A 26,069-nucleotide genomic window follows, 5' to 3' on the forward strand; every position below is an offset into this window, starting at 1 on the left:
CCGTTAGGCTTCGGCCCGTGATCCGCCCCAGCACCGCCACCGACCTCGCCCGTCTCGTCGCCGAAGAGCAGGCCGGCAGCCGGCTGCCGTCCGTCGCCGTCGGCATCGTGCGCGACGGCGAGCTCGTCTGGTCCGCCGCGCGCGGCAGCATCGACGGGCGCGAGGGTGGCCGCGACGCCGACGAGCACACCCAGTACCGCATGGGCTCGATCACCAAGACGTTCGTCGCGGTGGCCGTCATGCGGCTGCGCGACGAGGGCCGGCTGGACCTCACCGACCCGCTCGACAAGCACCTCCCGGACACCACGATCGGCGACGTCACCATCGCCCAGCTGCTGTCGCACGGCGCCGGTGTGCAGGCCGAGACCGACGGGCCGTGGTGGGAGCGGACCGAGGGCGGGCCGTGGCGGTCGCTGTCGAGCCAGCTGGGCCGGCGGCACCCGGCCGGGGAACGCTTCCACTACACCAACGTCGGGTTCGGCGTGCTCGGCGAGCTGGTCGGCCGGTTGCACGGGCGGTCGTGGTCGAAGGTGATCGCCGAGGAGCTGCTCGAGCCGCTGGGCATGGACCGCACGACGTCGCGGCCGGTGGCGCCGCACGCGCACGGGCTCGCCGTCCACCCGTTCGCCGACCTCGTCCTGCCCGAGCCCGAGCACGACGGCGGCGCGATGGCGCCGGCCGGGCAGCTGTGGTCGACGGTGCGCGACCTCGCCCGGTGGGCCGCGTTCCTCGGCGGCCGCACCGACGGCCTGCTCGCCGACGGCACGCTGACCGAGATGTTCCGGCCGCTGGTCGTCGTCGACGTGCCGGGCGCGCCGTGGACGGCCGCGCACGGCCTCGGCGTCCAGCTGTGGAACGACGGCGGGCGCCGGTTCACCGGCCACGGCGGCTCGATGCCGGGCTTCCTCGCCGAAGTGCGGGTCGACGTCGAGACCGGCGACGGCGCCGTCGTGCTCACCAACACCACCGCCGGCCTGTCCCGCGACTTCGCGTCCAGGCTGCTCGACGCGTTCGCCGCGGCCGAGCCGCGCACACCGCCGGTCTGGCGCGTCGGCGCGGTGCCGCCGGAACTGTTCGAGCTGGTCGGCCACTGGTACTGGGGCCCGACGACGTTCGAGTTGCGGGCCGCCGACGACGGCTGGCTGCGGCTCGGCCCGGCCCACGGCGCCGGCCGTGCGTCGCGCTTCCGTCCCGACGGCGACGGCGGCTGGGTGGGTCTCGACGGCTACTACGCCGGCGAGCCCCTGCGCGTCGTCCGGCACCCCGACGGGTCGGTGCGCCACCTCGACCTCGCCTCGTTCGTGTTCACCCGCACCCCGTACGACCCCCGCGCCGACGTCCCCGGCGGCGTCGACGCCACCGGCTGGCACTGACCGCGTCGTCGCTGGTTGGATCGGGCTCGTGGCGGGAACGGTGACCGACACGACCCGCAGGTCATCCAATCGATTCATCGCTGCGACGCGTATATGAGGATGTGAGGGTGTCGGACGAAGCCCTGCTCGCCGGGATGGCCGCCGGCGACGCGGACGCGATGGCCGCGTTCGTCCGGCGCCACCAGGGCCGCGTCTACGGCCTGGCGTTGTCGGTCGTGGGCGTGCCCGCGATCGCGGAGGAGGTGGCACAGGAGGCGTTCGTCCGGGCGTGGCGGCACGCCGGCAACTACGACGCGCGCCGGGCGCAGGCGTCGACGTGGCTGCTGACCATCACCCGCAACGTCGCCATCGACGTCCTGCGGGTGCGGCGGGACGTGGTGGTCGAACCGGCCGTCGTGGCGGAGATGCTGATCTCCACCACCAACGACAGCGACCGGGTCGCCGACAGCGACCGCATCACCACCGCGCTGCGGGCACTGCCGCACGAGCAGGCCACGGCCGTCCTGCTGTCAGTACATTTCGGCTTGACCGCGCGGGAGATCAGCGAGCGCCAGCAGATCCCGCTCGGCACGGCCAAGACACGCATCCGGACCGGACTGGCCCGGCTGCGTGCGATGCTCGAGGTGAGTCATGGTTGATCCGACGAGGTGTGGCGAGGTCGCCGACGCCCTGGCCGAGGTGGCCACCGGCGCCGCCAGCGGCCCGGACCGCGCGCGCGTGCTCGCGCACCTGGCCGACTGCCCCGACTGCCGCCGCGAGCTGGAGGAACTGACCCGGGTCGCCGACGAAGTGCTGCTGGTCGCGCCCGAGCACGACCCGCCGGCCGGGTTCGAGGGCGCCGTCCTGGCCCGCATCGCGGCGCTGACGGCGGACGAGCCGGACGCGCTGGAGACGCCGGCCGAGCCGGAGGCGCCGCCCGCGGCGGAGGCCGCTCCTGCCGCCGCGTCGGAGGCGCCGGCCGAGGTGGCTGAGCCCGACGTCCCGCCCGCGGCCGAACCGTCCGACGCCGTCGTGACCCCGCTGCGGCCGCGGCGCTGGCGGCGGGTGCTGCCGTACGCCGCCGCGGCGGCCATCGCCGCGCTGGGCGGCGCCGGCGTCGTCTGGCAGGCGACGTCCGAGGACCGCGACCTCGCCGCCGGGTACCGCGAGACCCTCGACGTCGCGAACGGCCGCTACTTCCACGCGGCCCCGCTCCTGGACGACGCCGGCGCGCAGGTCGGGCACGTGTTCCTCTACCAGGGCGAGCCGTCGTGGGTGTTCACCGTGCTCGGCGACACCGCGGCGCCCGGAACGTACGACGTGTCGGTCGTCACCGAGGACGGCGCCCAGACGATCGCCGACTACGAGGTCGGCGCGGCCGGCGGCGGGTCCGGCGGCACGGTCGACACCAACATCTACGAGATCCGGCGGGTCGACCTCATCGGCTCCGACGGCGTCACGTACTCCGCCGAACTCTCCGACTAGAACAGCGGCAGGTGCGCCGACAGGTCGGCGCGCTGGCCGCTGGCGAGGACGGTGCCCGCGGCGAGCTCGTCGGCCCACGTGACGCGCCCGGCGGCCAGCCGCAGCCAGAGAGCCGGCGTGAGGTCGACGGTGTTCGGCGGCGTGCCCCGGGTGTGCCGCGGCCCCTCGATGCACTGGACGGCGGCGAACGGCGCGACCCGCACCTCGACGCTGCGGCCCGGCGCACGGTCGGCCAGCACGTCGAGGAGGGTGCGGACGGCGAGCCTCGTGGTGTCGCGGGGGATGGTGGGCGGGGGACGGACGGGGTGGAGCGGGCGAGGTCGTCGGCGTGGACGGCGATCTCGACGACGCGGGTCAGCAGGTAGTCGCCCTGCCGGGCCGGGATGCGCCGCGTCGTCAGCACGACGTCGTCGAGCCCCCGCTCGTCGACGGTGGCCTGTGCGGCGGCGAACCGCTCGTCGACGGCGGCGAGGATGCGGTCCTTGTCGTGCCCGGCCTCGCGGGCGATGGCCAGCGTGAGGTCGGACAGTCCGGCGGCCGCCGCCTCGTACGTCGTCAGGTACTCGCTCAGGCTGTGCGCCGCTACCCCGCGCGGCGCCGCAACCGTCGCCGTCACCGCGTCGGCCACCAGCGCGATGTGCGCCGCGAGGTCGGCGACGGTCCAGCCGGGCAGCACGCTCGGCCCGGCCCAGTGCTCCGGCGGCAGCTCGCCCAGCCAGCCGCGCAGCGCGTCGTGACCGCTCCGGTACGCCGCCCACGCCGCAGCCGGGTCCATCCGTTTCGCCACCCCGGCAGGCTACCCCGATGCGGGTCGGCCGATCGGCCCGAACCCGTCGACGACGCAAGGTCAGAAAACGTGGGAGGCGCGGCACCGACGATGCCGATGCCCACTTGTAACATCAAGTGGTGTCCCAGTCGGCCAGCAGCGGCTTTCCCTACCGGAGGATCGTGGATGACCTCCGGCGGGAGATTCTCTCCGGTCGCCTGCAGCCCGGTGAGCAACTGCCGTCCGAGAACGACCTGGCCGCCAAGTACACGACGAGTCGGCCGACCGTGAGGCGTGCGATCGCCGTCCTCCGCGGCGACGGATTGGTCATCACCGAACAAGGGCGAGGCGCGTTCGTCAGACGCAAGCCGCACGTACGGTTTCGATTGGAAGGCGCGAACTATCGGCGGCATCGCCGCTCCGGCCTGCCGGGGTTCAACGCCCAAGCCTCCGAGCAAGGACAAACACCCAGACAACGACTTCTCGAGGTCACCAGCGTCCCGGCCGATGCGGAGATCGCGTTGCGCCTCAATCTCGACTCGGGCGAGCCCGTGGTCGTGCGTCGCCGGCTCTTCATCGTCGACGACCAACCGATGGCGCTCTGTAACAGCTACTACCCCTCCACCATGGCCGCCGGGACGGCGATCGCCGACATGCGCCTCATCAAAGGAGGCGCGCACGCGGTCATCGAGGACCCCGACGGTTCGATCCGGCGCTCGATCGCACGATCGGTCGACGAGTTGGTCGCTCGGATGCCGACGATCGCCGAGGTCGACGCTCTGGCGCTGTCGCCGGGCGAGCCGGTTGTGCGCATCGTCCGCACGGTCTTCGACACGACCGACACGCCGGTCGAGGTCCAGGAGACCATCGCGGCCGCCGATCGGCATGAGTTCCGATACGAAGTGTCGATGCGATGAGCGGAGCCACTCCACCCGCCCGAGTCACGGTCGGCGCGTGCCTGTCGTTGTCCGGTCGCTACGAACGTTTCGGCCGCCAAGCAGCACAAGCCTTGACCACGATGGCGTCCTTCGACGACCTGGATGTCCGCATCGAGAACGATCATAGCGACCCAGCAGCGTTGAGCGTCGGCTTGCGACATCTCGCCGGCCAGTGCGACGTTCTTCTCGGGCCGTACTCGACGCAACTGATGCGAACCGCTGGCCGCCTTGCTGAGGAAAACGACTTGCTGCTCTGGAACCACGGTGGGTCGGGCGACGACATCGAGGAATCACACCCGGGCCACATCGTTTCGGTGCTCACGCCGACACGGCTCTACGGCGGCCCATTCCTGCGATGGTTGGCAGGTCACAGGGTCCCGGCTCAGCTCCGGATCGTCACCGGCAGAGGAAGCTTCGCGCGCCAGGTCGCGGCGGGAGCGCTCGCCGAGGCGCGCAGCCTCGGCATCGACGTGGCGCATGTCGGCGCCGAACAGCTTTCGCCGGACCTCCTGCCGATGCCCTGGGACCTCTTCTCGGCTGGCACATTCGAGGCCGACGTAGAGATCGTTCGTCGAGCGCAACGGCTCGGGAATCCTCCCCGCACCATCTGCTCGGTCGCAGCCGGGGTTCAGGACTTCGTCGACGAGGTCCAGGACGTCCTGAACATTTTCGGCGTCGGACAATGGTTCGCCGGAAGCTCAACGCAGCCCAGCCTCGGCCCATCTGAGGAGGACTTCGTCACGAGGTACGTGGCGAGGTTCGGGTCGACACCCAGTTACCCAGGCATCCAGGCTGCCGCCGCCGCAGTGCTCTCCGCACATTGCGTTCGCACGGCTGGCACCTCCGGACGCCGAGCAGTCTGGAACGTCGCCGCTCGCTTGACGGCGTCGACCTTGTTCGGCCGGTTCGCGATCGATTCGACCACCGGCAGACAGCTCCAGCATGAGCCCGTGCTCGTCCGCTGGACTCCCACCGGCCAACAGCTGGTGACGGTGTAACTCCTGCCCCACCCCGATTCACTATCCGGTTGACTTGTATTTCCAAGTTGCCTACTCTGGCCGCACTTGTATTTCCAAGTTGGCTGACGCCCGGGCGGCAGCTCAGGTCCCGGCCCAGCCCCACGAGATCAGCGGGTGAAGGGAGGTACCCATGGCAGTCCGCGACGACACCAGCCCTGCAACACGCGACGACAGCCCGGACGCGGTGATCGTTCTCGATGATGCGACCGTCCTGACGAAGGGCGGGGCGGAGAAGAGCATCGAGGCCAAGCAACGACCGTACGACTGACCTCGTCGGCGGCGGTCACGGCGACCGGTCGTGACCGCCGCCTCGAAAGGGGCCCGGAAATGCGTTGGTTCGGTGGTTGTGCTCCAGGCAGGCACCTGATGGTCCCCAGAGGCGCCCGCCTCATCTGGAACGACCCACCCGTCTGGGTCATGGGCGGATGGCCTGGCCGGACTCTTCGAGTCGTCACCGACCAGCAAACTCAACTCGCCTTGTTCGGCGCCTGCTCGGCCGACGACAGCGACCTGCTGCGCGCCGCAAGGTCAAGGGACCTCGCAACCGTGTGCAGCGGTTGGGCCGGTTCGTTCGTCGTGGCGCGGCACACAGGAACCGGCCTGTTGGAGCTCCTGTCCGATGCCGCCGGCGGATGCCCGCTGTACCTTGTCGAGACACCCGGCGGAACGGTGTGGGGCTCGAGCTCGCTCGCCCTGTCATCCCTGACCAGGCGCCGAGTCGATCGACTATGGCTGACCTCATACCTGGCGAACAAACTGCTACTGCCTGCGGATCGCAGCGCCTGGGCCGACGTCCTGCCGGTGCCACCCGGGCATCGCGTCGTTCTCGCAGCTGGACGAGCCGCCACAGTCACAGCATGGTGGTCACACGCTCGACGTCCGTACGGCCACGCTGTCGCACTCGTCCGACGTTCTCTGCTCGACGGAGTCGAAGCGCGTCTTGGTGCGTCCCGCGTTTCGGTTGATCTGGCCGGCATGGACTCGACGACCATCGCTGCGATCGCCGCGCGGCGCGGCAACCTACTCACGATGACCGTCCGCCCCGAGGACCGCGAAGAGGGTGGCGATGTCGACTACGCGCGTGAATTCGCCAGAAGGGGGACGACTCACGCCTGGCTGTCGATGACCACAGATCAGTTGCCGTTCAGCAGGTCACCTGATCAGCTGCCTCCGTCGGACGAACCGGCGCCGTCCTCCGCTTCCTGGACGTTCTTCTCGGCGCAATTGCGAGCAGCCCGCGATGCCGGCTCCACCTGCCATCTCACGGGCGATGGCGGCGACAACCTCTTTCTTCCACCGCCTTGGCATCTCACGGTTCTGGCTCGCCGCGGCCGGATGGTCCGCCTGTGGCGCGACGCACACGGCTGGGCACGGCTGCGCAGCATCAGCCCTTGGGGCATCGTCGTAGCTGCCGCCCAAGGCGACATCCAACGGGTCATTCAGCCGTGGAGTGCGCCGCCAACATGGGTACTCGAGTCTGCGATCACGGGAACAGCACCCGAAGCCGATCCCGACGCACTGCTCATCCATGAGGTTCGCAACGTGGCGCGGGCCGCGCATGCCGATCGACAACTCGCCGATGAGCTCGAGATGGATCTACACAACCCCTACTTCGACGGTCTGCTCCTGGACGCGGTCGCATCAGCGCGGCCGTGGCACAGATACTCGACCCGCCGCTACAAGCCGATGCTCGCGGATGCGACCGGAGATCTGCTGCCGTTCCGGCATCGCCGTCGCGTGACCAAAGGTACGTTCGCAGGCGATTTCCACAGCGGACTGCGACTCAACCTCCAGCGCATCCTCAGGTTGGCAGACGGCCACCTGGCCGGCCTCGGCCTGATCGAACCGTTGCACCTTCGTTCCGCGATCAGACGCGCAGCGCTCGGCGTCGACGCCATGTGGGCATCGCTCATGCCGACCCTCGACGCGGAAATGTGGCTGGAAGCGACTCAGCACCTGCCTGAGATCTCATGGACCACCCATTCCCGAGGGAGGTTTCTCAGTGCGTAAGCGAACAGTGGTCACGGTCGTCCTGCCGCACGCACACGTCACGATCAACTACGACACCGGGCTCACGACGCTCTCGCCGCCAGACGTCGCCCCAGCGCCCGGCGGGTCAGTCGTGCGGCATCGGAGCCCGAGCCGATCGTGGGGAACTCAGGAAGCGCTCACCGTCCTTGTCGACCCCGCATGGACACCACCACTGTGGCGGTTGGCAGCCGTACCAGCAGTGATGACGACGATCGGTGCCAAGCTGTTGGGACGCCGAAGCCGGCGATTCTCGCGCATGGTTCGGCTGGCATGCGTCGCGCGTCGGCTGTCCCCCGCCACAGACCAGCAGGCGCGACGAGCCGTCCTGGCGGTGCGGTGGCTCTCCCCTGCCCTCCCCATGCGCTGGGCATGCCTGGAACAGTCGACTGCGGCGGCCCTCCTCCTCGCCCTGATGGGTCGACGCGCGGAATGGCGACATGGAATCGCTGTCGATCCCGTACGCATGCATGCTTGGATAGCGGATCGGGCCGGGTGCCCGGTCGAGGAGTCCACGGCGGTCTCGTCATATGTGCAGACGTGGACACCAGATGGTCCGCCGTCGGACAAACCCGGGATTGGAACACGACCCTCATGAGCACTCCGCAGATCCTGCTGACCGGTGCCCGCCTGGCGCTTGCCCAGCCCCGGCGCGACCTGCTGCCGGAGTACCACCGCTGGGAGAACGACGCTCGCACGATCCTGGGCTACGGCAACCAGTTCCCACAGTCGTGGGAGGTGCGTGACGGCGGGTGGGAGCGGCAGCGCGCCAATCACCAGTACCCGCAGTTCGAGGTCGTCCGGCTCGACGACCTGAGCGCCGTCGGCATGACCACGCTGGACGTCAACCAGTACGTGCGCACGGCTGAGTACACCGTGGTCCTGGCGCCGGAGGCGCGCGGCCACGGGTACGCCGCCGAGGCCACGCGGCTCACGCTCGACTGGGCGTTCCACCTCGGCGCGCTGCGCATGGTGTGGTTGAAGGTGCTGGAGCCGAATCGGGCCGGCATCACGGCCTACCAGCGGGCCGGTTTCCGCAACGCTGGCCGGCTGCGGCAGTCCGGCTACTGGCTCGGCCGGCCGTGCGACGAGGTGATCATGGACGCGATCGCGGAGGAGTTCGATGGCGAGTCGTGGGTGACGGCAACCGTGACGCCCCCGGGTCCGCCGTCACCCTCAGCGTGATCCCCAGTTCCACGCCGGCCGGTCGAACCGGTCCTGCCCGTCGATGAACGTCTCGCCGGTGTCCTTGACCAGCTCGACCCGCGTCGCGGCGGCGCCGAGGTGGTCGACCAGCAGCGGCGAGTGGGTGATGACGACGAGCTGGGTGGCCGCGCGCGCCTCGACGATCAGCTCGGCCAGCGCCGGCAGCAGCTGCGGGTGCAGGCTGGCCTCCGGCTCGTCCAGCACCATGAGCGCCGGCGGACGGGGCGCCAGCAGGGCCGCGGCCCACAGCAGGAAGCGCAGGGTGCCGTCGGACAGCTCGGCGCCGGCCAGCGGCCGCAGCAGGCCGTGCTGCCGGAACGCGAGGTCGAGCCGATCGCCGAGCTGGGCGATCTCCAGCCGCGACCCGGGGAACGCGCGGTCGACGGCGGCGTCGAGCGCCTCGACCGCGCCGACCTCGCGGATGGTCTGCAGCGCGGCGGCGAGGTCGGCGCCGTCGTCGGACAGCACCGGCGTGCGGGTGCCGACGCGCGTCTGCCGGGCCGGCGCGTCGGCGTCGGTGCGGAAGTGGTCGTAGAAGCGCCAGTTGCGCACCTGCTCGCGGACGGTCAGCAGCTCCGGCGCCCGGACCGGGTCGGCGACCTCGCTGAGCATGCTCTCGAAGGTGCGCAGCCCCTGGGCCAGGTGTTCCCAGTCGCGGCCGGCCCGCACCCGCACCAGCTCGTTGCGGCGGTCGGCCAGCCAGGTGCCCGGCCGCAGCACCGGCCCGCTCCAGATCGCCTCGCGCTTGATCTCCGGATCGAGCTGGAAGAACGACGGCGGCTCCCCGCTCGGCCGCGGCAGCCCGAGGTCGATGAGGTACCCGAAGTCGTCGCCGGCGAAGCCCATGCGGACGTTGACCGGGCCGGTCCGGCGGGTGCCCTGGACCGGCCGCTCTCCCGACCGCATCTCGCGGCTGATCTTCTCCGGCCCGGCCCACGTGACCGACGGCATGCCGCCCTCGCGCGCCAGCGACGCGATGACGTCGCCCCGGGCACACTCGGCCAGCAGCCGCAACGCCCGGTACAGGCTCGACTTCCCCGTGCCGTTGGCCCCGATGACGACGTCGAGGCCGGTCAGCGGCAGCACGACGTCGCGCAGCGACCGGTAGTTCGCGATGGCGATGGTCCGCAGCATGGGCCTACTCGGCCTCGCTGAGCCAGGGGTTGAACAGCTCGACCCCCATGGGTGTGAAGTCACCGACGTTCCGGGTGACGAGCGTCAGGCCGTGCCAGAGCGCCGTTGCTCCGATCTGCGCGTCGATGGGGTCGACCGGCCGGCCATCGGCCTGGCACGCCGCGACCGTGCGACCCCACAGGTCGGCGACGTCCGCATCGACGGCGAGGATCCGGCTCTCGAACCGGGGCACCAGGCCGTCGGTCAGCCAGGCCTCGAGGTTGCTGCGGCGCCGGCCGAGCGGCAGTCTGTCGATGCCTTTGCGCACCTCGCCGATGGTGATGGCGCTGAGGAACGTGCTCTCCTCGGGCACCTCGTCGAGCCACTCGATGACCTCGTGGTCGGGGAATCGGCGGAATCCTTCGGAGATCACGTTGGTGTCGAGCAGATAGGTCACAGATCGACCTCGCGCATCCGGCCACCTCTGTCGCGCTCGAGGATCAGGTCCTCGTTGCCGACCGGTGCGGTCGCGAGGAACTCGGCGAGCGTGCCCTGACGACGCTTGCGGCGCTCCCACTCGTCGAGTGAGACGACGACTGCGACCGGCCGGCCGCGCCGGCTGATGGTCTGCGGCCCGTCACGACCCACGGTGTCGAGCAGTTCGCTGAGCCGGGCCTTGGCGTCGGCGACGCTCCACGTGTCCGCTGCGGTCATGGCGAAACACCTCCATGACCATACTAGTCATCATGGTCATCGCGGGCGAACCCGCAGGGCATTGAGCAGGGCGAGCAGCGTGGCGACGGTGTCGTCGAGGTCGCGCGGGTCGTCGGAGCGGGCCAGCCAGAGGGCGGCCTCGTTCATCGCGCCGGACAGCAGGTGCGTCAGCGGCCCGACCGGCTGCGGCGCGATGACGCCGTCGTCGATGACGGACTCGAGGGCCTCGCGCAGATGCCGCCCGGACGAGGCGTCGTCGAGCGCGCGCCACTCGTCCCAGCCCAGCACGGCCGGGCCGTCGATGAGCAGGATGCGCTGCACCTCGGGGTCGGCGCTGGCCCGCAGGAACGCTTCGCAGCCGGCGGTCAGCTGGTCCCACGAGCCGGTCTCGGACTCGGCCGCGGCGACCACGCGGTCGGCCACCTGCGCCTGGACCTGCTCGACGACGGCGCGGAACAGCGCGGCCTTGCCGGCGAAGTGGTGGTAGAGCGCGCCCTTGGTGAGGCCGAGCGCGTCGACGAGCGCGGCCAGGCTCACGGCGGCGTAGCCGTCGCGGGCGAACTGCCGCCGGGCCTCGGTGAGCAGCGCGTGCACCGTGGCCTGCCGCTGCTCGGACTTGGTCGGGGACACCGCACCTCCAGTTGACATACCAGCGGTATGCATTCTACCCTGACAGACACATACCAACGGTAGGTATCTGAGGAGAAGGCCATGACCATCACCGGCTACTACCCGGTCCTCTGCAGCACCGACGTCGCCGCCGCGCGCGACTTCTACGTGAAGCACCTCGGCTTCACGCTCGTCTTCGATTCCGGCTGGTACGTGAGCCTGCGCCACCCCGCGGCCGCGCACATCGAGCTGGCGTTCGTCGACCACCGGCACCCGACCATCCCCGACGGCTTCCGCCAGCCGGCCCGCGGGCTGCTGCTCAACGTCGAGGTCCCCGATGTCGACGACTGGTACGCGCGCCTGACGGAGGCCGGGCTGCCGATCCGCCTGGAGCTGCGCGACGAGGACTTCGGCCAGCGGCACTTCATCGTCGAGGCGCCCGACGGCGTGCTGGTCGACGTCATCACGGAGATCGAGCCGACCGCGGAGTACGCCGGCCAGTACGTGTCTTGACAGAATGGTCGGGATTCGCCGACCATTCTGGAATGGCCGACCAGTCCGCCGTTCCCGACTATGGGCTCGCCGACGAGCTCGAGCTCACCGACCCCGCGCAGTACCGGGCGCTGTTCGACGAGACCCGGATGAAGATCGTCAACCTGCTGCTGGAGCGCGCCGCGACGACGACAGAGCTGGCCGCCGCGCTGGGCAAGCCGAAGGGCACGGTCGGCCACCACCTGAAGGTCCTGGAGTACGCGGGCCTGGTGCACGTGGTCCGCACCAAACTGGTGCGCGCCATCGAGGCCCGCTACTACGGCCGCACCGCCCGCGTGTTCCTGTACCACGACTGGGACCGCGCCTCGTTCGAGGGCATCGGGCTGGAGCCCAAGGGGCTGCTCGCCGAGGCGATGGCCGAGGTCGCGCAGATCCCGGAGGCGCACAAGGACCTCCCCATGACGACGAACGCCCGGTACGCCCGCATCCCGGTGGAACGGGCCGAGGAGTGGCGGGAGCGCCTGTACGAGCTGCTGGACGAGTTCGCCCGCCAGCCACGGGGCGGCGAGGTGACGTATGGTCTGCTCGTCGGGATCTTCCCGACGCAGCGCGGGCACCTGCCACACCCCGAGGACGGTGCCGCGTGACCACGGTCGAGACGCCGACGAAGGCCGGGCTGGGCCGCAACTACTGGAAGCTGTGGAGCGCGTCGGTCGTCTCGAACTTCGGCGACGGGCTCTCGGCGGTCGCGATCCCGTGGCTGGCCACCGCCGTCACCCGCGACCCGATGCAGATCGCGCTGGTCACGCTGGCCACCCGGCTGCCGTGGCTGCTGTTCTCGCTGCCGGCCGGGGTCATCTCCGACCGCCTCGACCGCCGCAAGCTGGTCGCCGTCATGGACATCGCGCGGTTCGCCGTCATGGGCGCGTTCGCGTTCGTGGTGCTGGCGTGGCAGTCCGACCTGCCCACGCCCGACCAGATCGCCGGCGGCACCGCCGACGTGCCCGAGAACGGCGCCGTCCTGCTGGGGCTGCTGTACCTGATGGCGTTCCTGCTGGGCATGGCCGAGGTGCTGCGCGACAACACCGCGCAGACGCTGCTGCCGTCCGTCGTCGCGAAGGACCGGCTGGAGAAGGCGAACGGCCGGCTGTGGGGCGCCGAGGTCGTCGTCAACAACTTCGTCGGGCCGCCGCTGGCCGGCCTGCTGCTGGGCCTGGCGTTCGCGCTGCCGTTCTTCATCAACGCCGGCACCTTCGGCATCGCCGCCGCGCTCGTGTTCATGCTGGCCGGGCAGTTCGCGCCGAAGGGCAAGGTCAGCAGCGGCCGGATCAACTGGAAGACGGAGATCGCCGAGGGCGTGCGGTGGTTGTGGAACCACCACCTGCTGCGGTCGCTGGCGTTCCTGCTCGGCGCGGCGAACGGCCTGCAGGCCGCCGCCATGGCCATCTACGTGCTGCTGGCGCAGGAGATCCTGGGCCTCAACGCGACGGAGTTCGGCATCATGCTGTCGGGGGTGGCGGTGGGCGCGGTGGCCGGGTCGCTGGTCGCCCACCGGGTCAGCGTCCGCATCGGCCCCGGCGCGTCGCTGATCGTGTCACTGGTCGTCCTCGGCGGCACGCTGGGCGCCATCGGCCTGCTGTCGTCGCCGATCATCGTCTACGTCGTGTTCGTGTTCGAGGGCTTCTTCACCGTGCTGTGGAACGTCATCACGGTGTCGATGCGGCAGACGATCATCCCCGACCACCTGCTCGGCCGGGTCAACTCGGTGTACCGGTTCTTCGGCTGGGGCGCGCTCTCGGTCGGCACGCTGCTCGGCGGCGTGCTGGTCACCGTCGGCGACGTCTGGCTCAGCCGCGAGAACGCCCTGCGGCTGCCGTTCCTGGTCGCCGCGGCACTGCACGTGGTGATGGTGATCTACGCGCTGCCGCGGCTGACCACCGCCCGCATCGAGGCGGCGAAGGCCGCCGCGGCGGCTCAGGCGTCGAACGCCGAGGACAGCGTCGACTCGTGAGCCGCGCGCAGCTCGTCGACCGGCACGCTGAACTGCCCCTGGACGTCGAGCACGCCGCCGTCGTCGACCACGCCGATGCGCTGGTGCGCGAACCGCCTGGCCGTGCACATGTCGGTGAACCGGACCTCCTCCGAGCGCGGCACGGAGGCGACGGCCCGGGCCTGCGACTCGGAGAACAGGAACACGAACGGGTCGAGGCCGTCCGGCACCCACACCCGCGCGCCGACGCCGTGGCGCAGCACCGACTCGACCAGCGCGACCGCCAGCCCACCGTCGGAGAGGTCGTGCGCGGCGTCGATCAGCCCGTCGCGTGAGGCGTTGACGAGGATCTCGGCCAGCTCGCGCTCGGCGGCGAGGTCGACCGACGGCGGCCGCCCGCCCAGGTGCCCGTGCTCGGCCCACGCCCACTCGGAGCCGCCGAACTCGTCGCGGGTGTCGCCGAGCAGGTAGATGACCTGGCCGGACTCGCGGAAGCCCTGCGGGGTGCGCCGGGCGACGTCGTCGAGGACGCCGAGCACCCCGATGATCGCCGTCGGCAGGATGGCGGCGTCGCCGGTCTGGTTGTACAGCGACACGTTGCCGCCGGTGACCGGGGTGCCGAGCGCCTGGCAGCCGTCGGCCAGGCCGCGGATGGCCTCGGCGAACTGCCACATGACGGCGGGGTCCTCGGGCGAGCCGAAGTTGAGGCCGTCGGTGACGGCGAGCGGCGTGGCGCCGGTGGTGGCGACGTTGCGGTACGCCTCGGCCAGCGCCAGCTGCGCTCCGGTGTACGGGTCGAGCTTGGCATAGCGGCCGTTGCCGTCGGTGGCGATCGCGACGCCCAGCCCGGTCGCTTCGTCGATGCGCAGCACGCCGGCGTCCTCGGGCTGCGCGAGGACGGTGTTGCCGAGCACGTAGCGGTCGTACTGGTCGGTGATCCAGCCCTTCGACGCGAGGTTCGGCGACGCCAGCAGCCGCAGCAGGGTGCCGCGCAACTCGTCGCCGCTGGCCGGCCGCGCGAGGCCGTCGGGGCCGGACGCCTGCAGGGAGTCCTGCCAGTCCGGCCGCGCGAACGGCCGCTCGTACACCGGGCCGTCGTGCGCGACGGTGCGAGGGTCGACGTCGACGATGGTCTCGCCGTGCCAGTCGATGATCAGCCGGCCGGTGCCCGTCACCTCGCCGATGACCGCGGTCTCGACGTCCCACCGCTCGGTGATGGCGAGGAACGCGTCGAGGTTCTCGGGCGTGACGATGCCCATCATGCGTTCCTGCGACTCCGACATCATGATCTCGCCGGGCGTCAGGCTGGGGTCGCGCAGCAGCACCTTCTCCAGCTGCACGTACATGCCGCCGTCACCGTTGCTGGCCAGCTCGGACGTGGCGCAGGAGATGCCGGCCGCGCCGAGGTCCTGGATGGCCTCGACCACCTTCGCCTCGAACAGCTCGAGGCAGCACTCGATCAGCACCTTCTCCATGAACGGGTCGCCGACCTGCACCGCCGGCCGCTTCGACGGCTTCGAGTCATCGAAGGACTCCGACGCGAGGATCGACGCGCCGCCGATGCCGTCGCCGCCGGTGCGGGCGCCGAACAGCACCACCTTGTTGCCGACGCCGGTCGCGTTGGCGAGGTGGATGTCGTCGTGCTTCATGACGCCGACGCACAGTGCGTTGACCAGCGGGTTCGCCGCGTACGACGGGTCGAAGACGACCTCGCCGCCGATGTTGGGCAGGCCCAGGCAGTTGCCGTAGCCGCCGACCCCGGCCACCACGCCCGGCAGGACGCGATGCGTGTCGTCGGCGTCGAGCGGGCCGAAGCGCAGGGAGTCCATGACGGCGACCGGCCGCGCGCCCATGGCGAGGATGTCGCGGACGATGCCGCCGACGCCCGTCGCCGCGCCCTGGTACGGCTCGACGTAGGACGGGTGGTTGTGCGACTCGATCTTGAAGGTGACCGCGTAGCCGTGGCCGATGTCGACGACGCCGGCGTTCTGGCCGATGCCGACCAGCAGCGCGTCGCTCTCGGGCGCCTTCTCACCGAACTGGCGCAGGTGCACCTTGGAGCTCTTGTACGAGCAGTGCTCGGACCACATGACGCTGTACATGGCCAGCTCGGCGTTGGTGGGCCGGCGGCCGAGGATGTCGCGGATGCGCTGGTACTCGTCCTCCTTGAGCCCCAGCTCGTCCCAGGGCTGCGGCTGGTCCGGAGTCTTCGCGGCCAGCTCGACGGTGTCGATCACGAACGGACCAGTCCTTCCAGAACGGACGTGAAGAAGCCGAGGCCGTCGGTGGTCGGCCCGGTGAGCGCCTCGACCGCGTGCTCGGGGTGCGGCATCAGCCCGACGACGTTGCCGCGGGCGTTGGTGACGCCGGCGATGTCGCGGTAGGAGCCGTTGGGGTTGTCGCCGGTGTACCGGACGACGACCCGGCCCTCGCCCTCGAGCTCGTCGAGCGTGCGCTGGTCGGCGACGTAGCCGCCCTCGCCGTTCTTCAGCGGGATGACGATCTCCTGGCCGGTCGCGTAGCCGGACGTCCACGCCGTCGACGTGCTCTCGACCCGCAGCGGCTGGTCGCGGCAGACGAACTTGCGGTGGTCGTTGCGGATCAGCGCGCCCGGCAGCAGGTGCGACTCGCACAGCACCTGGAAGCCGTTGCAGATGCCGAGCACCGGCAGCCCGCCGCGCGCGGCGTCGACCAGCGGCTCCATGACCGGGGCGAACCGCGCGATGGCGCCGCAGCGCAGGTAGTCGCCGTAGGAGAAGCCGCCCGGCAGCACCACGGCGTCGACACCGTGCAGGTCGGCGTCGCCGTGCCAGAGCGAGACGGCCTCACCGCCGGCGACCCGGACCGCCCGGGCGGCGTCGCGGTCGTCGAGGGAGCCGGGGAACGTGACGACGCCGACGCGCATCAGACGCCGGCCTCCACGTGGACGGTGAAGTCCTCGATGACCGGGTTGGCGAGCAGCGTGGCGGCGGCCCGCTCGATCTCGGCGACGGCCTCGGGCGTCGCCTCGCCGTCCAACTCGATCTCGAAGCGCTTGCCCTGCCGGACCGAGGAGACACCCTCGAAGCCGAGCCGGCCGAACGCACCCTGCACGGCTTTGCCCTGCGGGTCGAGAATCTCGGATTTGAGCATGACGTCGACAACGACGCGGGCCACGGGCACGCTCCTCGCGCGGCGGAGAACTGGGGGCGTACTCAAGGATACCCAGTCGGACCCTTCGACGACGGCTCGGCGGTGGTTCGGTCCGCACCCTGCCCCGACCGAACCACCGCCGTCCGCACCCAACCCAGAACCGGCCGCTGCGGACCGGCCGCCCTAATCGGGGACGACGAGCCGGAAGCCGACGCCGCGCACGGACACCACGCGCAGTTCGTCGACCACCAGCGCCAGTCGCCGCCGAAGTCGTTTCACCGCCGACACGACGGGGTCGGCGTCACCCAGGTAGCGGGTCTTCCAGATGCGCGCCATCAGCTCCTCGAACGTCCAGACCCGCCCGGCCTCCGTCGCGAGCGTCGCGAGCAGGTCGAACTCGCGTGCGCTCAGCGCGATGTCGACGTCGCCCCAGGTGACCTGGCGCGACACGAGGTCGACGCGGAGACAGCCGCGTTCGATGACGCGGGTCTCGAGATCCTCCATGCCGGCCGGGCTGTCGGGTATGCCCGTGTCGCCGACCAGCAGCCTGCGCGCCGCCTCTGTGTCCGGCGCGATCATCACGATGGCCCGCCGGTCGATCGCCTGGGCGATCGCGGTCGAGTCCTCCAGCGTCGTGCCGACGCAGATGACGAATGGCGTGATCACTTCAATGTATGGCGCTGCGGACACCACGCACCAACTCCCTGCAAATCGCCCCACCGATTGCTTGGCAGCATGACAGGTTTCGCGACGTTTTGGTATGTCTCGCGGAATATTTCCGGTTAAATCCCGGGCATCCGGGAGTCAATGCCTGTGACATCGCCTGCCATCGGCCTCGATCTTGCCCTCCGTCCGACCTTGTCGCCGGTAGCCGGACGTCGCGAGGATGGCGGCACCGCATTTCGGACACGTGTGACACGGTGCCTGGCCACCTCCCTCCGCCGTGTTGCGCCCACACAGGAGGTCCACCGTGCAGCTTCCAGCCCACCGAGGGCGGCGATATCTCGCCGCAGTACTCTCGGTCTTCGCCTTGGTGTCGGCGGTCCTGGCCGCCACACCGGCGCAGGCCGGATTCGGCCGTCCGGCCGAGCCCGTGTCGAAGATCGAGCCAGGCGTGTTCGACCCCGACGCCGTCAAGGACAGCGCCGACTTCTGGGTCCGGTTCAGCTCGTCCGCGCGGACGACGTCCGCGGCGGCCATCGCGGACTGGACCGAACGTGGTCAGTTCGTGGTCGACCAGCTCAAGGCGACCGCCGACCAGTCGCAGGCCACCGTCCGCAAGCTCCTCGACGAGCGCGGCGTCGGCTACGAGGCGCACTGGATCACCAACGCGATCCTGGTCGAGGACGGCAGCCGCGCCCTCGCCGAGCAGATCGCCGCACTCGACGGCGTCGAGCAGATCCGGGCGCCGCGCACCTACGACCAGCCCGAGCCGGTCGACGAGAAGGGGTCCGGCGGCATGGGCACGGCCGCCGTCGAGTGGGGCATCGCCAACATCAACGCCGACGACGTCTGGTCGCAGTACGGCGTCCGCGGCGAGGGCATCGTGGTCGCCAACATCGACAGCGGCGTCGACTACGACCACCCGGCGCTGGTCCAGCACTACCGCGGCAACAACGGCGGCAGCTTCGACCACAACTACAACTGGTTCGACGCCACCGGCACCAGCGACACCCCGTTCGAGGGCGCCGGCAACTCGCACGGCACCCACACGATGGGCACGATGGTCGGCGACGACGGCAGCGGCAACCAGATCGGGGTGGCGCCCGGCGCGACGTGGATCGCGGCGAACGGCTGCAACACCTGCTCCGACGCCGACCTCATCGAGTCCGGCGAGTGGATGCTCGCGCCGACCGACCTGAACGGCCAGAACCCGGACGTGTCGCAGCGCCCGCACATCGTCAACAACTCGTGGGGGTCGCGGTTCCCGTCCAACGACCCGTTCATGGAGGACATCCTCATCGAGTGGGCGAACGCCGGCATCTTCGGCGTCTGGGCCAACGGCAACAGCGGCGACTCCTGCTCGAGCAGCGGCTCGCCCGGCAGCCGGACGATCAACTACTCCGTCGGCGCGTACGACTCGAACAACGCCATCGCCGACTTCTCCGGCCGCGGCCCCGGCCAGGACGGCGAGATCAAGCCGAGCATCTCCGCGCCCGGCGTGGCCGTGCGCTCGTCGATCGACGGCGGCGGCTACAACCTGCTGTCCGGCACGTCGATGGCCACCCCGCACACGGCCGGGGCCATCGCGCTGCTGTGGTCGGCCGCGCCGACGCTGGTCGGCGACATCGAGGGCACCCGCGCGCTGCTCGACCAGACCGCCATCGACGTCGAGGACCTCAGCTGCGGCGGCACCGCCGATGACAACAACGTCTGGGGCGAGGGCCGGCTCGACGCGCTCGCGCTGATCGACGCCGCGCCGACCGGCGAGACCGGCACGATCACCGGCACCGTCACCGCCGCGGGCGCCCCGGTCGAGGGCGCCACCGTCACCGCCGCCGGGCCGCTGGACCGGCAGACCACCACCGGCGCCGACGGCACCTACACCCTCACCCTCACCACCGGCGACTACGACGTGACGGTGTCCGCGTTCGGCTACCAGACCGCGACGTCCACCGCCACCGTCACGGCCGACACCGCGACGACGCTCGACGTCGCGCTGGAACCGGCCAGCAGCCACCCCGTCACCGGCACCGTCACCGACGCCCACTCCGGGGCACCGGTCGCCGGCGCCACCGTCAGCATCGACGGCGCCCCCGTCGACCCGGTCACGACCGGCGCCGACGGCACGTACGCGTTCGCGGCGGTCCCGGCCGGCTCGTACTCGCTGACCGCCGACGGCGGCCGGTGCGCCGACCCGCTCACGCAGGCGCTGACGGTCAGCGGGCCGTCGACGCTGGACTTCGCGCTGCCGAAGCGGGCCGACGGCTACGGCTACTTCTGCACCACCGGCCCGTCGGAGTACGTCGAGGGCACCGATCCGGTGGCCCTGACCGGGGACGAGGCGACGGCCACGGTCGCGCTGCCGTTCAGCTTCCCGTTCTACGGCGACAGCTACGACACCGCCTACCTGTCCTCGAACGGGCACGTGAACTTCCTCGCGCCCGTCACCGCCTACACCAACGCGGCGCTGCCGAACGCGGCCGCGCCCAACGCCACGCTGGCGCCGTTCTGGGACGACCTCAACATCCAGGCCGGCGGCGGGGTCTACACCGACACCGTCGACGGCGGGTTCGTCATCGAGTACCGCAACGTGTCGTTCTTCAACGTCGCCGACGTGCGGATCGACTTCAGCGTGACGCTCTACGAGGACGGCACCGTCACCTTCGCCTACCGCAACCTCGACCCGGCCCAGGCGCGCGAGCTCGGCAACAGCGCGACCGTCGGCATCGAGAACGCGACCGGCACCGACGCCCTGCAGTACTCGTTCAACGAGGCCGCGCTGGCCGACGACACGGCGATCACGTTCGAGCTGCCGCCGAACGGGTCCGTCACCGGCACCGTCACCGACGCCAACGACGGCCTGCCGATCGTGGGCGCCACCGTGGACGCCGTCGCGCCCGACGGCACCGTCGTCCGGCAGGCGACCACGGACGCGAACGGCGACTACGCCATGCAGTTGTTCTTCGGCGCCTACACGGTGAACGCGAGCAGCGCCGGGTACGAGGGCGGCTCCGAGGACGTGCTGATCAACCAGGACGGCGAGGTCAACACCGTCGACTACGCGCTGCGCACCGGCATCGCCGTCGTCGAGGCGGACGAGCTGTCCTGGACCATCACCGAGGGCCAGACCCGCTCCGGCGAGGTGACCATCACCAACGCCGGCTCCGCGGACCTGACCTGGGAGGCCACCGAGGTCGACCGCGGCACCGGCCGGCAGTCGGCTCCGACACCGGCTCTGATGGGCAGCTCGAAGGTGGACGAGCACGCCACCAACGCGCTGGGCACGTACTCCAAGGAGCAGCTGGCGGACCTCGCGTCGCGGGACATGGCTCCGGCCGCGCCGGGCGACGTCGTGGCCCAGTGGCCGGCCACCGGCGTCTCCGTCGCCTGGGGCGTCGGCTTCGACGGCGACGTCTGGGTGTCCGACCCCGACTCCATCACCAACCACCAGTTCTCCACGTCCGGTGAGGCCGGCGCCGTCTTCCCGGGCAACTGGGGCGGAGCGTGGAACGGCGACATGGCGCTGGACTCCAGCACCGGCGCGATGTGCCAGGTCAACGTCGCCGGAGACAACGCGATCCACTGCTTCGACACCGCCGACGGCACCGAGCAGTACGTCATCTCGGGCTCGCCGTGGACCGCAACCTCGCAGCGCGGCCTCGCCTACAACCCCGTCGACGACGTCTTCTACATCGGCGGCTGGAACGAGGGCGTCATCTACACCGTCGCGGGCCAGTCCCACGCCGACCCGGGTTCCACCCTCGCCCGGTGCTCGACCGAGGACGCGTCCATCGCCGGTCTCGCCTACAACCCGACGGCCGACGTGCTGTGGATGGTCAACAGCTCGCTGACCACGTACATCTACCAGATCGACCCGTCGGACTGCGCCACGATCTCGGCGATCGAGTTCCCGGAGCAGGGCGAGGGCCCCGGCGCCGGGCTGGAGATGAACGCCACCGGTGAGCTGTGGGCGGTCAGCCAGCTGACCAACACGGCGTACCTCGTCGACACCGGCGTGCCCAACGCCAGCGACGTCGCGTGGCTCTCCGAGTCCCCGGAGTCCGGGACGCTCGCGCCGGGCGAGTCGGCGACCGTCACCGTCACGGCCGACAGCACGGGCCTCGCGCCGAACCGCTACGAGGCGACGCTGACGATCGGGACGAACGCCGGGCGGGTACCGGACCACCAGGTCCCGGTCTCGCTGGTGGTGCCCGCCTACCAGGTGGGCGTCAACGCCGGCGGCGCCGCCTACACCGACGGCGACCTGGACGTGTGGCAGGCGGACCGCCAGTTCGCCGCCGGTTCCTGGGGCTGGGTCGGCCAGCGGGTGGAGACGTCGTCCACCAACCGCGCCATCGGCGGCACCGACGACGACAAGCTGTTCCAGAGCCGGCGGTCCGGCATCTTCGGCTACCGGTTCGACAACGTGCCCGCCGGGACGTACGAGGTGGAGCTCGGGTTCGCCGAGTTCCAGGCCAACATGCTGCCCGGACGCCGCGTCTTCGACGTCAGCGTCAACGGCGCCTACGTGCTGGTCAACCACGACGTGGCCGCCGAGGTCCGCGGCCTGTGGGCGGACCAGCACACCTTCACCGTCGAGCACCAGGGCGGTCCGCTGAACATCCAGTTCCACGACCGCTTCGGCTACCAGCTGCCGATCGTCAACGCCCTGCGCGTGACCGACCGGCCCGACCTGTAGGAGGTTCTCGTCCGGGGGCGGTGCCGTGCGCGGCGCCGCCCCCGGCGCACGTTCAGCGGTAGAAGAGGCGCCAGGTGGCTCCGGCGTACCGGCACTGGGTCTCGGTCGCGATGCCGTTGCTCTTCAGCACCTGACCCGTGAGTTCGCAGCGGGTCTTCTGGGAGTGCGTGCTGTGGTAGCGCCAGGGCCGGGTGATCCCCCGTTCAGCGCCCGGCGAGCTCTGGTCCACGACCGCGATCTGACCGGCCGCCGTCCTCGCCGCCGGTGCGGTGGCCGCTGCCGGTGCGGTGCCGGCCAGCGCCGCCGCGATCACCGCCGCGCCGGACAGCCCGGCCACCGCCAATCCTCGGAAGTTCGACATCGGATCTCCTCCGCGCTCGCTGCGCCCGCCCGGATGCGAGCGCGGCGACGACGCTACGAAGGCCCGCCTTCCCCACGCTTTCCCGCCTCTTTGCCGTCAGCGGCCAGGCGACACACGACGGGGCCGGCTCTCGCCGACCCCGTTCGCTCATGCGATCAGTGGCCACAGACCCTCAGGATCTGGCCGATGACCTCATGGTGTCCCCTCTCTCGAGTGGCCACACGGTGAACCGCTGCTAACAGCCCGCCGGGTAGCCCATCTCTGGACTACGCCGGGCGGATCCCGATGTGTTAGCCCATCAGGATGACACCTGGTCAACTCATCATCAACGACGGTACGTTGATCGTGGCTGGGGGAGGTGCTGCTAACACCGTCGATCCCGACCTAGAACCCCGGCGCGTCGCCTTTGTTGCTTGGACTCCGCGTCGGGGTTTCTGCTGCTCAGAGGATCGGCGACGGGGTGTAGGCGGCCGCCACGGGGTGGGCGGCGGCGATCTCGTCGACCCGGGCCACCACGGCGCCGACCTGGGCGCGTGCGGCGCCGGTGAACTCCAGCGGCGACCGCACCAGCGAGTCGAGGTGCGCACGGTCCAGCCCCAGCCGCTCGTCAGAGGCCAGCCGCTCGAACAGGTCGTTCTCCGACGCGCCCTGCTCGCGCATGGCCAGCGCCACCGCGACGGCGTGCTCCTTGATGGCCTCGTGCGCCGTCTCGCGCCCGACGCCGGCCTTGACGGCGGCCATCAGCACGGAGGTCGTGGCGAGGAAGGGCAGGTAGCGGTCGAGCTCGCGGGCGATGACCGCGGGGTAGGCGCCGAACTCGTCGAGGACGGTGAGGAAGGTCTCGAACAGGCCGTCGAGCGCGAAGAACGCGTCGGGCAGCGCGACCCGGCGCACGACCGAGCAGAACACGTCGCCCTCGTTCCACTGGGCGCCGGCCAGCTCGGCCGCCATCGACGCGTAGCCGCGCAGGACGACGGCGAGGCCGTTGACGCGCTCGCAGGAGCGGGTGTTCATCTTGTGCGGCATGGCACTGGAGCCGACCTGACCGGCCTTGAACCCCTCGGTGACCAGTTCCTGCCCGGCCATCAGCCGCACCGTGGTGGCCAGCGACGACGGACCGGCGGCCACCTGGACCAGCGCCGACACGACGTCGTGGTCCAACGAGCGCGGATAGACCTGGCCGACGCTGGTGAACACCCGCTCGAAACCCAGGTGCGCCGCGATGCGCCGCTCGAGCTCCGCGAGCCGGGCGTCGTCACCACCCAGCAGGTCCAGCATGTCCTGCGCGGTGCCGACGGGGCCCTTGATGCCACGCAGCGGGTACCGCGCGATCAGCTCCTCGACCCGCTCGAACGCCACGACGAGTTCGTCGGCCGCCGACGCGAACCGCTTGCCCAGCGTCGTCGCCTGGGCGGGGACGTTGTGGCTGCGCCCGGCCATGACGGTCTCGGCGTGCTCGGCGGCGCGCGCGGCCAGCCGGACGAGGACGGCGACCATGCGGTCGCGGACGTGCTCGAGCGACAGGCGGATCTGCAGCTGCTCGACGTTCTCGGTGAGGTCGCGGCTGGTCATGCCCTTGTGGACGTGCTCGTGGCCGGCCAGCGCGTTGAACTCTTCGATGCGCGCCTTGACGTCGTGCCGGGTGACCCGCTCGCGGGCGGCGATGGAGTCGAGGTCGACGTCCTCGAGCACCGCCTGGTACGCCTCGACCACGCCGTCGGGGACGTCGACGCCGAGGTCGCGCTGCGCCTGCAGCACGGCCAGCCAGAGCCGCCGTTCGAGGACGATCTTGTTCTGCTGCGACCACAACCGGGTGAGTTCCGGCGAGGCGTAGCGGGCGGCGAGGACGTCGAGGATCGCGGGCTTGTCGGGCACGGCTCCATTCTCCCGCACGACGCCCGGGCGGTCGGCACCACCCGTTTGGAGATCGGCCGTTCGGGCACCAAAAGGTCGAGAATGAGAAGAAGGAGGCACCATGGAGTTCCTGCTCTGGATCCTGGCCGTCATCCTCGTGATCGGGGGCATCGTCTCGCTGGTCCGCGGCCAGTTGTTGTGGGGCATCGTGTTGATCGTCGTCGGCCTGCTGGTCGGCCCCGGCGGGGTGAGCATCTTCACCTGAGCCGCGGCACCTCGGCGAGAAACTCACGCAGGACCGCCCGGATCCGCTTCGGCGGCATCCGGGCGGGCACGAACATCGCCTGGGTGGCCAGCCCGTCGGCGAAGACGTGCAGATACTCCGCCCAAGTCGCCACCCGCGGGTCGACGTCCACCGGCTCGCCCTCGAACCCGGCCAGCGCGAACACCGCCTCGACGTAGAGGCGGCGCTGCCCGTCCCACGACTCCTCCGCACCGGCCAGCGTGTCCTGACGTGACCACTCCGTCACCGCGAGCCACAGCAGGAACTCCTCCCGCCGCCGCTCGTCCAGGGGGAGCAACTCCTCGATCAGCCCCGCGATCAGTTCCAGCAACGGCAGCCGGCCCCGTTCGGCCTCCAGCCGCTCGCGGATGCGCTGGCTCACCCGCTCGTTGACCACCGTCGCGACGAATTCGCGCAGCTCACGCTGGGTGGAGAAGTAGTACCGCAGCGCACCGGTCGACCAGCCGGCCTCGGCCGCCACCGTCCGCACCGACGCGCCCGCCGCGCCGTCGCGCACCACCACCCGCAGCGCCGCATCGGCGAGCTCGCGCCGGCGCTGTTCGTGGTCCACGACTTTGGGCACACCTCTTTCTATCACGACTGTGCTAATTTATTCCGCACAGTCGTGTTGCAATCCCGAAGGAGACCGCCGTGGGACTCGACGTCATCCTGCCGGTGTACGGCCTGGCCCTGCTCGACACCATGAGCCCGGCGACCATCGGCATCTCGATCTACCTGCTGCTGACGGCCGGTTCGCGCACGCCACGGCTGCTGTTCAGCTACCTCGCGACCGTCGCGCTGTTCTACTTCGTCCTCGGCACCGCGCTGATGGCCGGCCTCGGCGCCGTCGTCGACTCCCTCGGCGACGCCGCGAACGGCCGGACGGCGTACCTGATCCAGGCCGGCATCGGCGCCGCTCTCTTCGTCGGCGCCTGGTTCGTGCCGACGAAGAAGAAGGACGACGGCGACGGCGGGTCCGGACGGCGGGAGCGGCGGGCCGGGCGGGTGCAGACCGTCCCCGCGGCGGTGGGGCTCGGCGTCACCACCGGCCTGCTGGAGGGCGCGACGGCGCTGCCGTACCTGGCCGCGATCGGCATCATGACGTCGAACGAGCTGAGCCCGGCGCAGTGGGCGCCGCTGCTGGCCGGTTACAACGTGATCATGGTGCTGCCGGGCGTGCTGCTGTTCGTCGTGTGGCGGGTGGCCGGCGACCGCGTGCGGGCCCGGCTCGAGCGGTTCCGCGACTGGCTGCAGGCCAACTCGGCCGAGACGCTGAGCTGGATCATGGGCATCGCCGGCTTCCTGCTGGTCCGCGACGCCGTCTACGTGCTGCACACCGAGTTCCAGCTGTTCGGCTAGGCGCGC

At 70.9% G+C, this 26,069-nt stretch carries 27 protein-coding genes and 1 pseudogene; 15 read left to right on the forward strand and 13 right to left on the reverse strand.

Annotation, left to right across the window (positions count from 1 at the left end):
• The first annotated feature begins 20 nt into the window (after nt 1-20).
• From BLV02_RS20740 to BLV02_RS20750, 3 genes are all read left to right on the forward strand, one after another.
• Complete coding sequence (locus BLV02_RS20740; protein WP_171906691.1) at nt 21-1,373, forward strand: serine hydrolase; 1,353 nt, start codon at nt 21-23, stop codon at nt 1,371-1,373.
• A gap of 107 nt (nt 1,374-1,480) precedes the next feature.
• Nucleotides 1,481-2,011 (forward strand): RNA polymerase sigma factor, encoded by a 531-nt coding sequence (locus tag BLV02_RS20745; RefSeq protein WP_197682607.1) that lies wholly within the window; start codon nt 1,481-1,483, stop codon nt 2,009-2,011.
• Nucleotides 2,004-2,837, forward strand: a complete 834-nt coding sequence (locus BLV02_RS20750; RefSeq protein WP_069109942.1) for an anti-sigma factor family protein — start codon at nt 2,004-2,006, stop codon at nt 2,835-2,837. Before BLV02_RS20745 ends, BLV02_RS20750 begins: the two co-directional genes overlap by 8 nt.
• On the opposite strand, the gene BLV02_RS38330 is transcribed toward BLV02_RS20750, so the two are convergent.
• Nucleotides 2,834-3,121: a sterol carrier family protein gene (locus BLV02_RS38330; protein WP_074946935.1), complete on the reverse strand. Its 288-nt coding sequence runs from the start codon at nt 3,119-3,121 to the stop codon at nt 2,834-2,836. The two genes, BLV02_RS20750 and BLV02_RS38330, sit on opposite strands and share 4 nt — an antisense overlap.
• A pseudogene (locus tag BLV02_RS38335) lies at nt 3,109-3,612 on the reverse strand (maleylpyruvate isomerase N-terminal domain-containing protein); the annotation flags it as partial. The gene BLV02_RS38330 and the pseudogene BLV02_RS38335, both read right to left, overlap by 13 nt.
• A 131-nt stretch (nt 3,613-3,743) precedes the next feature.
• Between BLV02_RS38335 and BLV02_RS20765 the strand changes: the two are divergent.
• From BLV02_RS20765 to BLV02_RS20785, 6 genes are all read left to right on the forward strand, one after another.
• Nucleotides 3,744-4,520 carry a GntR family transcriptional regulator gene (locus BLV02_RS20765; protein WP_069110261.1) on the forward strand — a complete coding sequence of 259 codons (777 nt, stop codon included), beginning with the start codon at nt 3,744-3,746 and terminating at the stop codon, nt 4,518-4,520.
• Nucleotides 4,517-5,539 (forward strand): ABC transporter substrate-binding protein, encoded by a 1,023-nt coding sequence (locus tag BLV02_RS20770; RefSeq protein ID WP_074946560.1) that lies wholly within the window; start codon nt 4,517-4,519, stop codon nt 5,537-5,539. Before BLV02_RS20765 ends, BLV02_RS20770 begins: the two co-directional genes overlap by 4 nt.
• A 151-nt stretch (nt 5,540-5,690) precedes the next feature.
• The gene (locus BLV02_RS35780; protein ID WP_141711427.1) at nt 5,691-5,828 is read left to right on the forward strand and encodes a putative RiPP precursor; all 138 of its coding nucleotides are present in this window, start codon (nt 5,691-5,693) and stop codon (nt 5,826-5,828) included.
• 59 nt (nt 5,829-5,887) lie between these two features.
• A complete protein-coding gene (locus BLV02_RS20775; protein ID WP_083288340.1) occupies nt 5,888-7,570 on the forward strand; it encodes an albusnodin/ikarugamycin family macrolactam cyclase in 1,683 nt (560 codons plus the stop codon).
• Nucleotides 7,571-7,682: 112 nt separating this feature from the next.
• On the forward strand, nt 7,683-8,186 hold the full coding sequence (locus BLV02_RS38615) for a lasso peptide biosynthesis B2 protein (protein WP_354595846.1): 504 nt from the start codon (nt 7,683-7,685) through the stop codon (nt 8,184-8,186).
• Nucleotides 8,183-8,773: a GNAT family N-acetyltransferase gene (locus BLV02_RS20785; protein WP_069109946.1), complete on the forward strand. Its 591-nt coding sequence runs from the start codon at nt 8,183-8,185 to the stop codon at nt 8,771-8,773. Before BLV02_RS38615 ends, BLV02_RS20785 begins: the two co-directional genes overlap by 4 nt.
• Here BLV02_RS20785 and BLV02_RS20790 read toward each other — a convergent pair.
• From BLV02_RS20790 to BLV02_RS20805, 4 genes are read right to left on the reverse strand one after another with little or no spacing between them, the layout of a single operon-like run.
• Nucleotides 8,765-9,928: an AAA family ATPase gene (locus BLV02_RS20790; RefSeq protein ID WP_069109947.1), complete on the reverse strand. Its 1,164-nt coding sequence runs from the start codon at nt 9,926-9,928 to the stop codon at nt 8,765-8,767. The genes BLV02_RS20785 and BLV02_RS20790 overlap by 9 nt on opposite strands.
• A 4-nt stretch (nt 9,929-9,932) precedes the next feature.
• Nucleotides 9,933-10,364, reverse strand: coding sequence for a type II toxin-antitoxin system VapC family toxin (locus tag BLV02_RS20795; RefSeq protein WP_069109948.1), 432 nt, complete (start codon nt 10,362-10,364; stop codon nt 9,933-9,935).
• Complete coding sequence (locus BLV02_RS20800) at nt 10,361-10,621, reverse strand: type II toxin-antitoxin system Phd/YefM family antitoxin (protein WP_069109949.1); 261 nt, start codon at nt 10,619-10,621, stop codon at nt 10,361-10,363. Before BLV02_RS20800 ends, BLV02_RS20795 begins: the two co-directional genes overlap by 4 nt.
• 36 nt (nt 10,622-10,657) lie before the next feature.
• On the reverse strand, nt 10,658-11,269 hold the full coding sequence (locus BLV02_RS20805; protein WP_069109950.1) for a TetR family transcriptional regulator: 612 nt from the start codon (nt 11,267-11,269) through the stop codon (nt 10,658-10,660).
• Between the two features lie 63 nt (nt 11,270-11,332).
• Here BLV02_RS20805 and BLV02_RS20810 point away from each other — a divergent pair, with 63 nt between their 5' ends.
• Genes BLV02_RS20810 through BLV02_RS20820 form a run of 3 tightly spaced genes read left to right on the forward strand, consistent with a single transcriptional unit; the run spans nt 11,333 to nt 13,733 of the window.
• Nucleotides 11,333-11,743 (forward strand): VOC family protein, encoded by a 411-nt coding sequence (locus BLV02_RS20810; protein ID WP_069109951.1) that lies wholly within the window; start codon nt 11,333-11,335, stop codon nt 11,741-11,743.
• A 32-nt stretch (nt 11,744-11,775) separates the two neighbouring features.
• Nucleotides 11,776-12,369, forward strand: a complete 594-nt coding sequence (locus BLV02_RS20815) for a winged helix-turn-helix domain-containing protein (protein WP_069109952.1) — start codon at nt 11,776-11,778, stop codon at nt 12,367-12,369.
• Nucleotides 12,366-13,733: an MFS transporter gene (locus BLV02_RS20820; protein WP_069109953.1), complete on the forward strand. Its 1,368-nt coding sequence runs from the start codon at nt 12,366-12,368 to the stop codon at nt 13,731-13,733. Before BLV02_RS20815 ends, BLV02_RS20820 begins: the two co-directional genes overlap by 4 nt.
• Here the strand turns inward: BLV02_RS20820 and purL are convergent.
• From purL to BLV02_RS20840, 4 genes are all read right to left on the reverse strand, one after another.
• Complete coding sequence (gene purL, locus BLV02_RS20825; protein ID WP_069109954.1) at nt 13,697-15,949, reverse strand: phosphoribosylformylglycinamidine synthase subunit PurL; 2,253 nt, start codon at nt 15,947-15,949, stop codon at nt 13,697-13,699. The two genes, BLV02_RS20820 and purL, sit on opposite strands and share 37 nt — an antisense overlap.
• Nucleotides 15,946-16,617, reverse strand: a complete 672-nt coding sequence (purQ, locus tag BLV02_RS20830; RefSeq protein WP_069109955.1) for a phosphoribosylformylglycinamidine synthase subunit PurQ — start codon at nt 16,615-16,617, stop codon at nt 15,946-15,948. Before purQ ends, purL begins: the two co-directional genes overlap by 4 nt.
• Complete coding sequence (purS, locus tag BLV02_RS20835) at nt 16,617-16,868, reverse strand: phosphoribosylformylglycinamidine synthase subunit PurS (RefSeq protein ID WP_069109956.1); 252 nt, start codon at nt 16,866-16,868, stop codon at nt 16,617-16,619. The genes purQ and purS overlap by 1 nt, the downstream gene beginning before the upstream one ends.
• Nucleotides 16,869-17,027: 159 nt before the next feature.
• Nucleotides 17,028-17,510, reverse strand: coding sequence for a winged helix-turn-helix domain-containing protein (locus tag BLV02_RS20840; RefSeq protein WP_069109957.1), 483 nt, complete (start codon nt 17,508-17,510; stop codon nt 17,028-17,030).
• Between the two features lie 367 nt (nt 17,511-17,877).
• Here BLV02_RS20840 and BLV02_RS20845 point away from each other — a divergent pair, with 367 nt between their 5' ends.
• Nucleotides 17,878-22,206 carry a carboxypeptidase regulatory-like domain-containing protein gene (locus BLV02_RS20845; RefSeq protein ID WP_069109958.1) on the forward strand — a complete coding sequence of 1,443 codons (4,329 nt, stop codon included), beginning with the start codon at nt 17,878-17,880 and terminating at the stop codon, nt 22,204-22,206.
• Between the two features lie 52 nt (nt 22,207-22,258).
• Here BLV02_RS20845 and BLV02_RS20850 read toward each other — a convergent pair whose 3' ends face one another.
• On the reverse strand, nt 22,259-22,567 hold the full coding sequence (locus tag BLV02_RS20850) for a hypothetical protein (RefSeq protein WP_141711429.1): 309 nt from the start codon (nt 22,565-22,567) through the stop codon (nt 22,259-22,261).
• 441 nt (nt 22,568-23,008) lie between these two features.
• On the reverse strand, nt 23,009-24,442 hold the full coding sequence (purB, locus tag BLV02_RS20855; RefSeq protein ID WP_069109960.1) for an adenylosuccinate lyase: 1,434 nt from the start codon (nt 24,440-24,442) through the stop codon (nt 23,009-23,011).
• A 100-nt stretch (nt 24,443-24,542) separates the two neighbouring features.
• Here purB and BLV02_RS36610 point away from each other — a divergent pair, with 100 nt between their 5' ends.
• Nucleotides 24,543-24,686 carry a GPGG-motif small membrane protein gene (locus tag BLV02_RS36610; protein ID WP_171906670.1) on the forward strand — a complete coding sequence of 48 codons (144 nt, stop codon included), beginning with the start codon at nt 24,543-24,545 and terminating at the stop codon, nt 24,684-24,686.
• On the opposite strand, the gene BLV02_RS20860 is transcribed toward BLV02_RS36610, so the two are convergent.
• Nucleotides 24,679-25,275 carry a TetR/AcrR family transcriptional regulator gene (locus tag BLV02_RS20860; RefSeq protein WP_141711430.1) on the reverse strand — a complete coding sequence of 199 codons (597 nt, stop codon included), beginning with the start codon at nt 25,273-25,275 and terminating at the stop codon, nt 24,679-24,681. The two genes, BLV02_RS36610 and BLV02_RS20860, sit on opposite strands and share 8 nt — an antisense overlap.
• Before the next feature lie 80 nt (nt 25,276-25,355).
• Between BLV02_RS20860 and BLV02_RS20865 the strand changes: the two genes are divergently transcribed.
• Nucleotides 25,356-26,063 carry a GAP family protein gene (locus BLV02_RS20865; protein WP_074946563.1) on the forward strand — a complete coding sequence of 236 codons (708 nt, stop codon included), beginning with the start codon at nt 25,356-25,358 and terminating at the stop codon, nt 26,061-26,063.
• The last annotated feature ends 6 nt before the right edge of the window (nt 26,064-26,069 follow it).

Origin of the sequence: Jiangella alba (assembly GCF_900106035.1) — a bacterium.
In the GTDB taxonomy this organism is placed as follows: Bacteria; Actinomycetota; Actinomycetes; order Jiangellales; family Jiangellaceae; genus Jiangella; species Jiangella alba.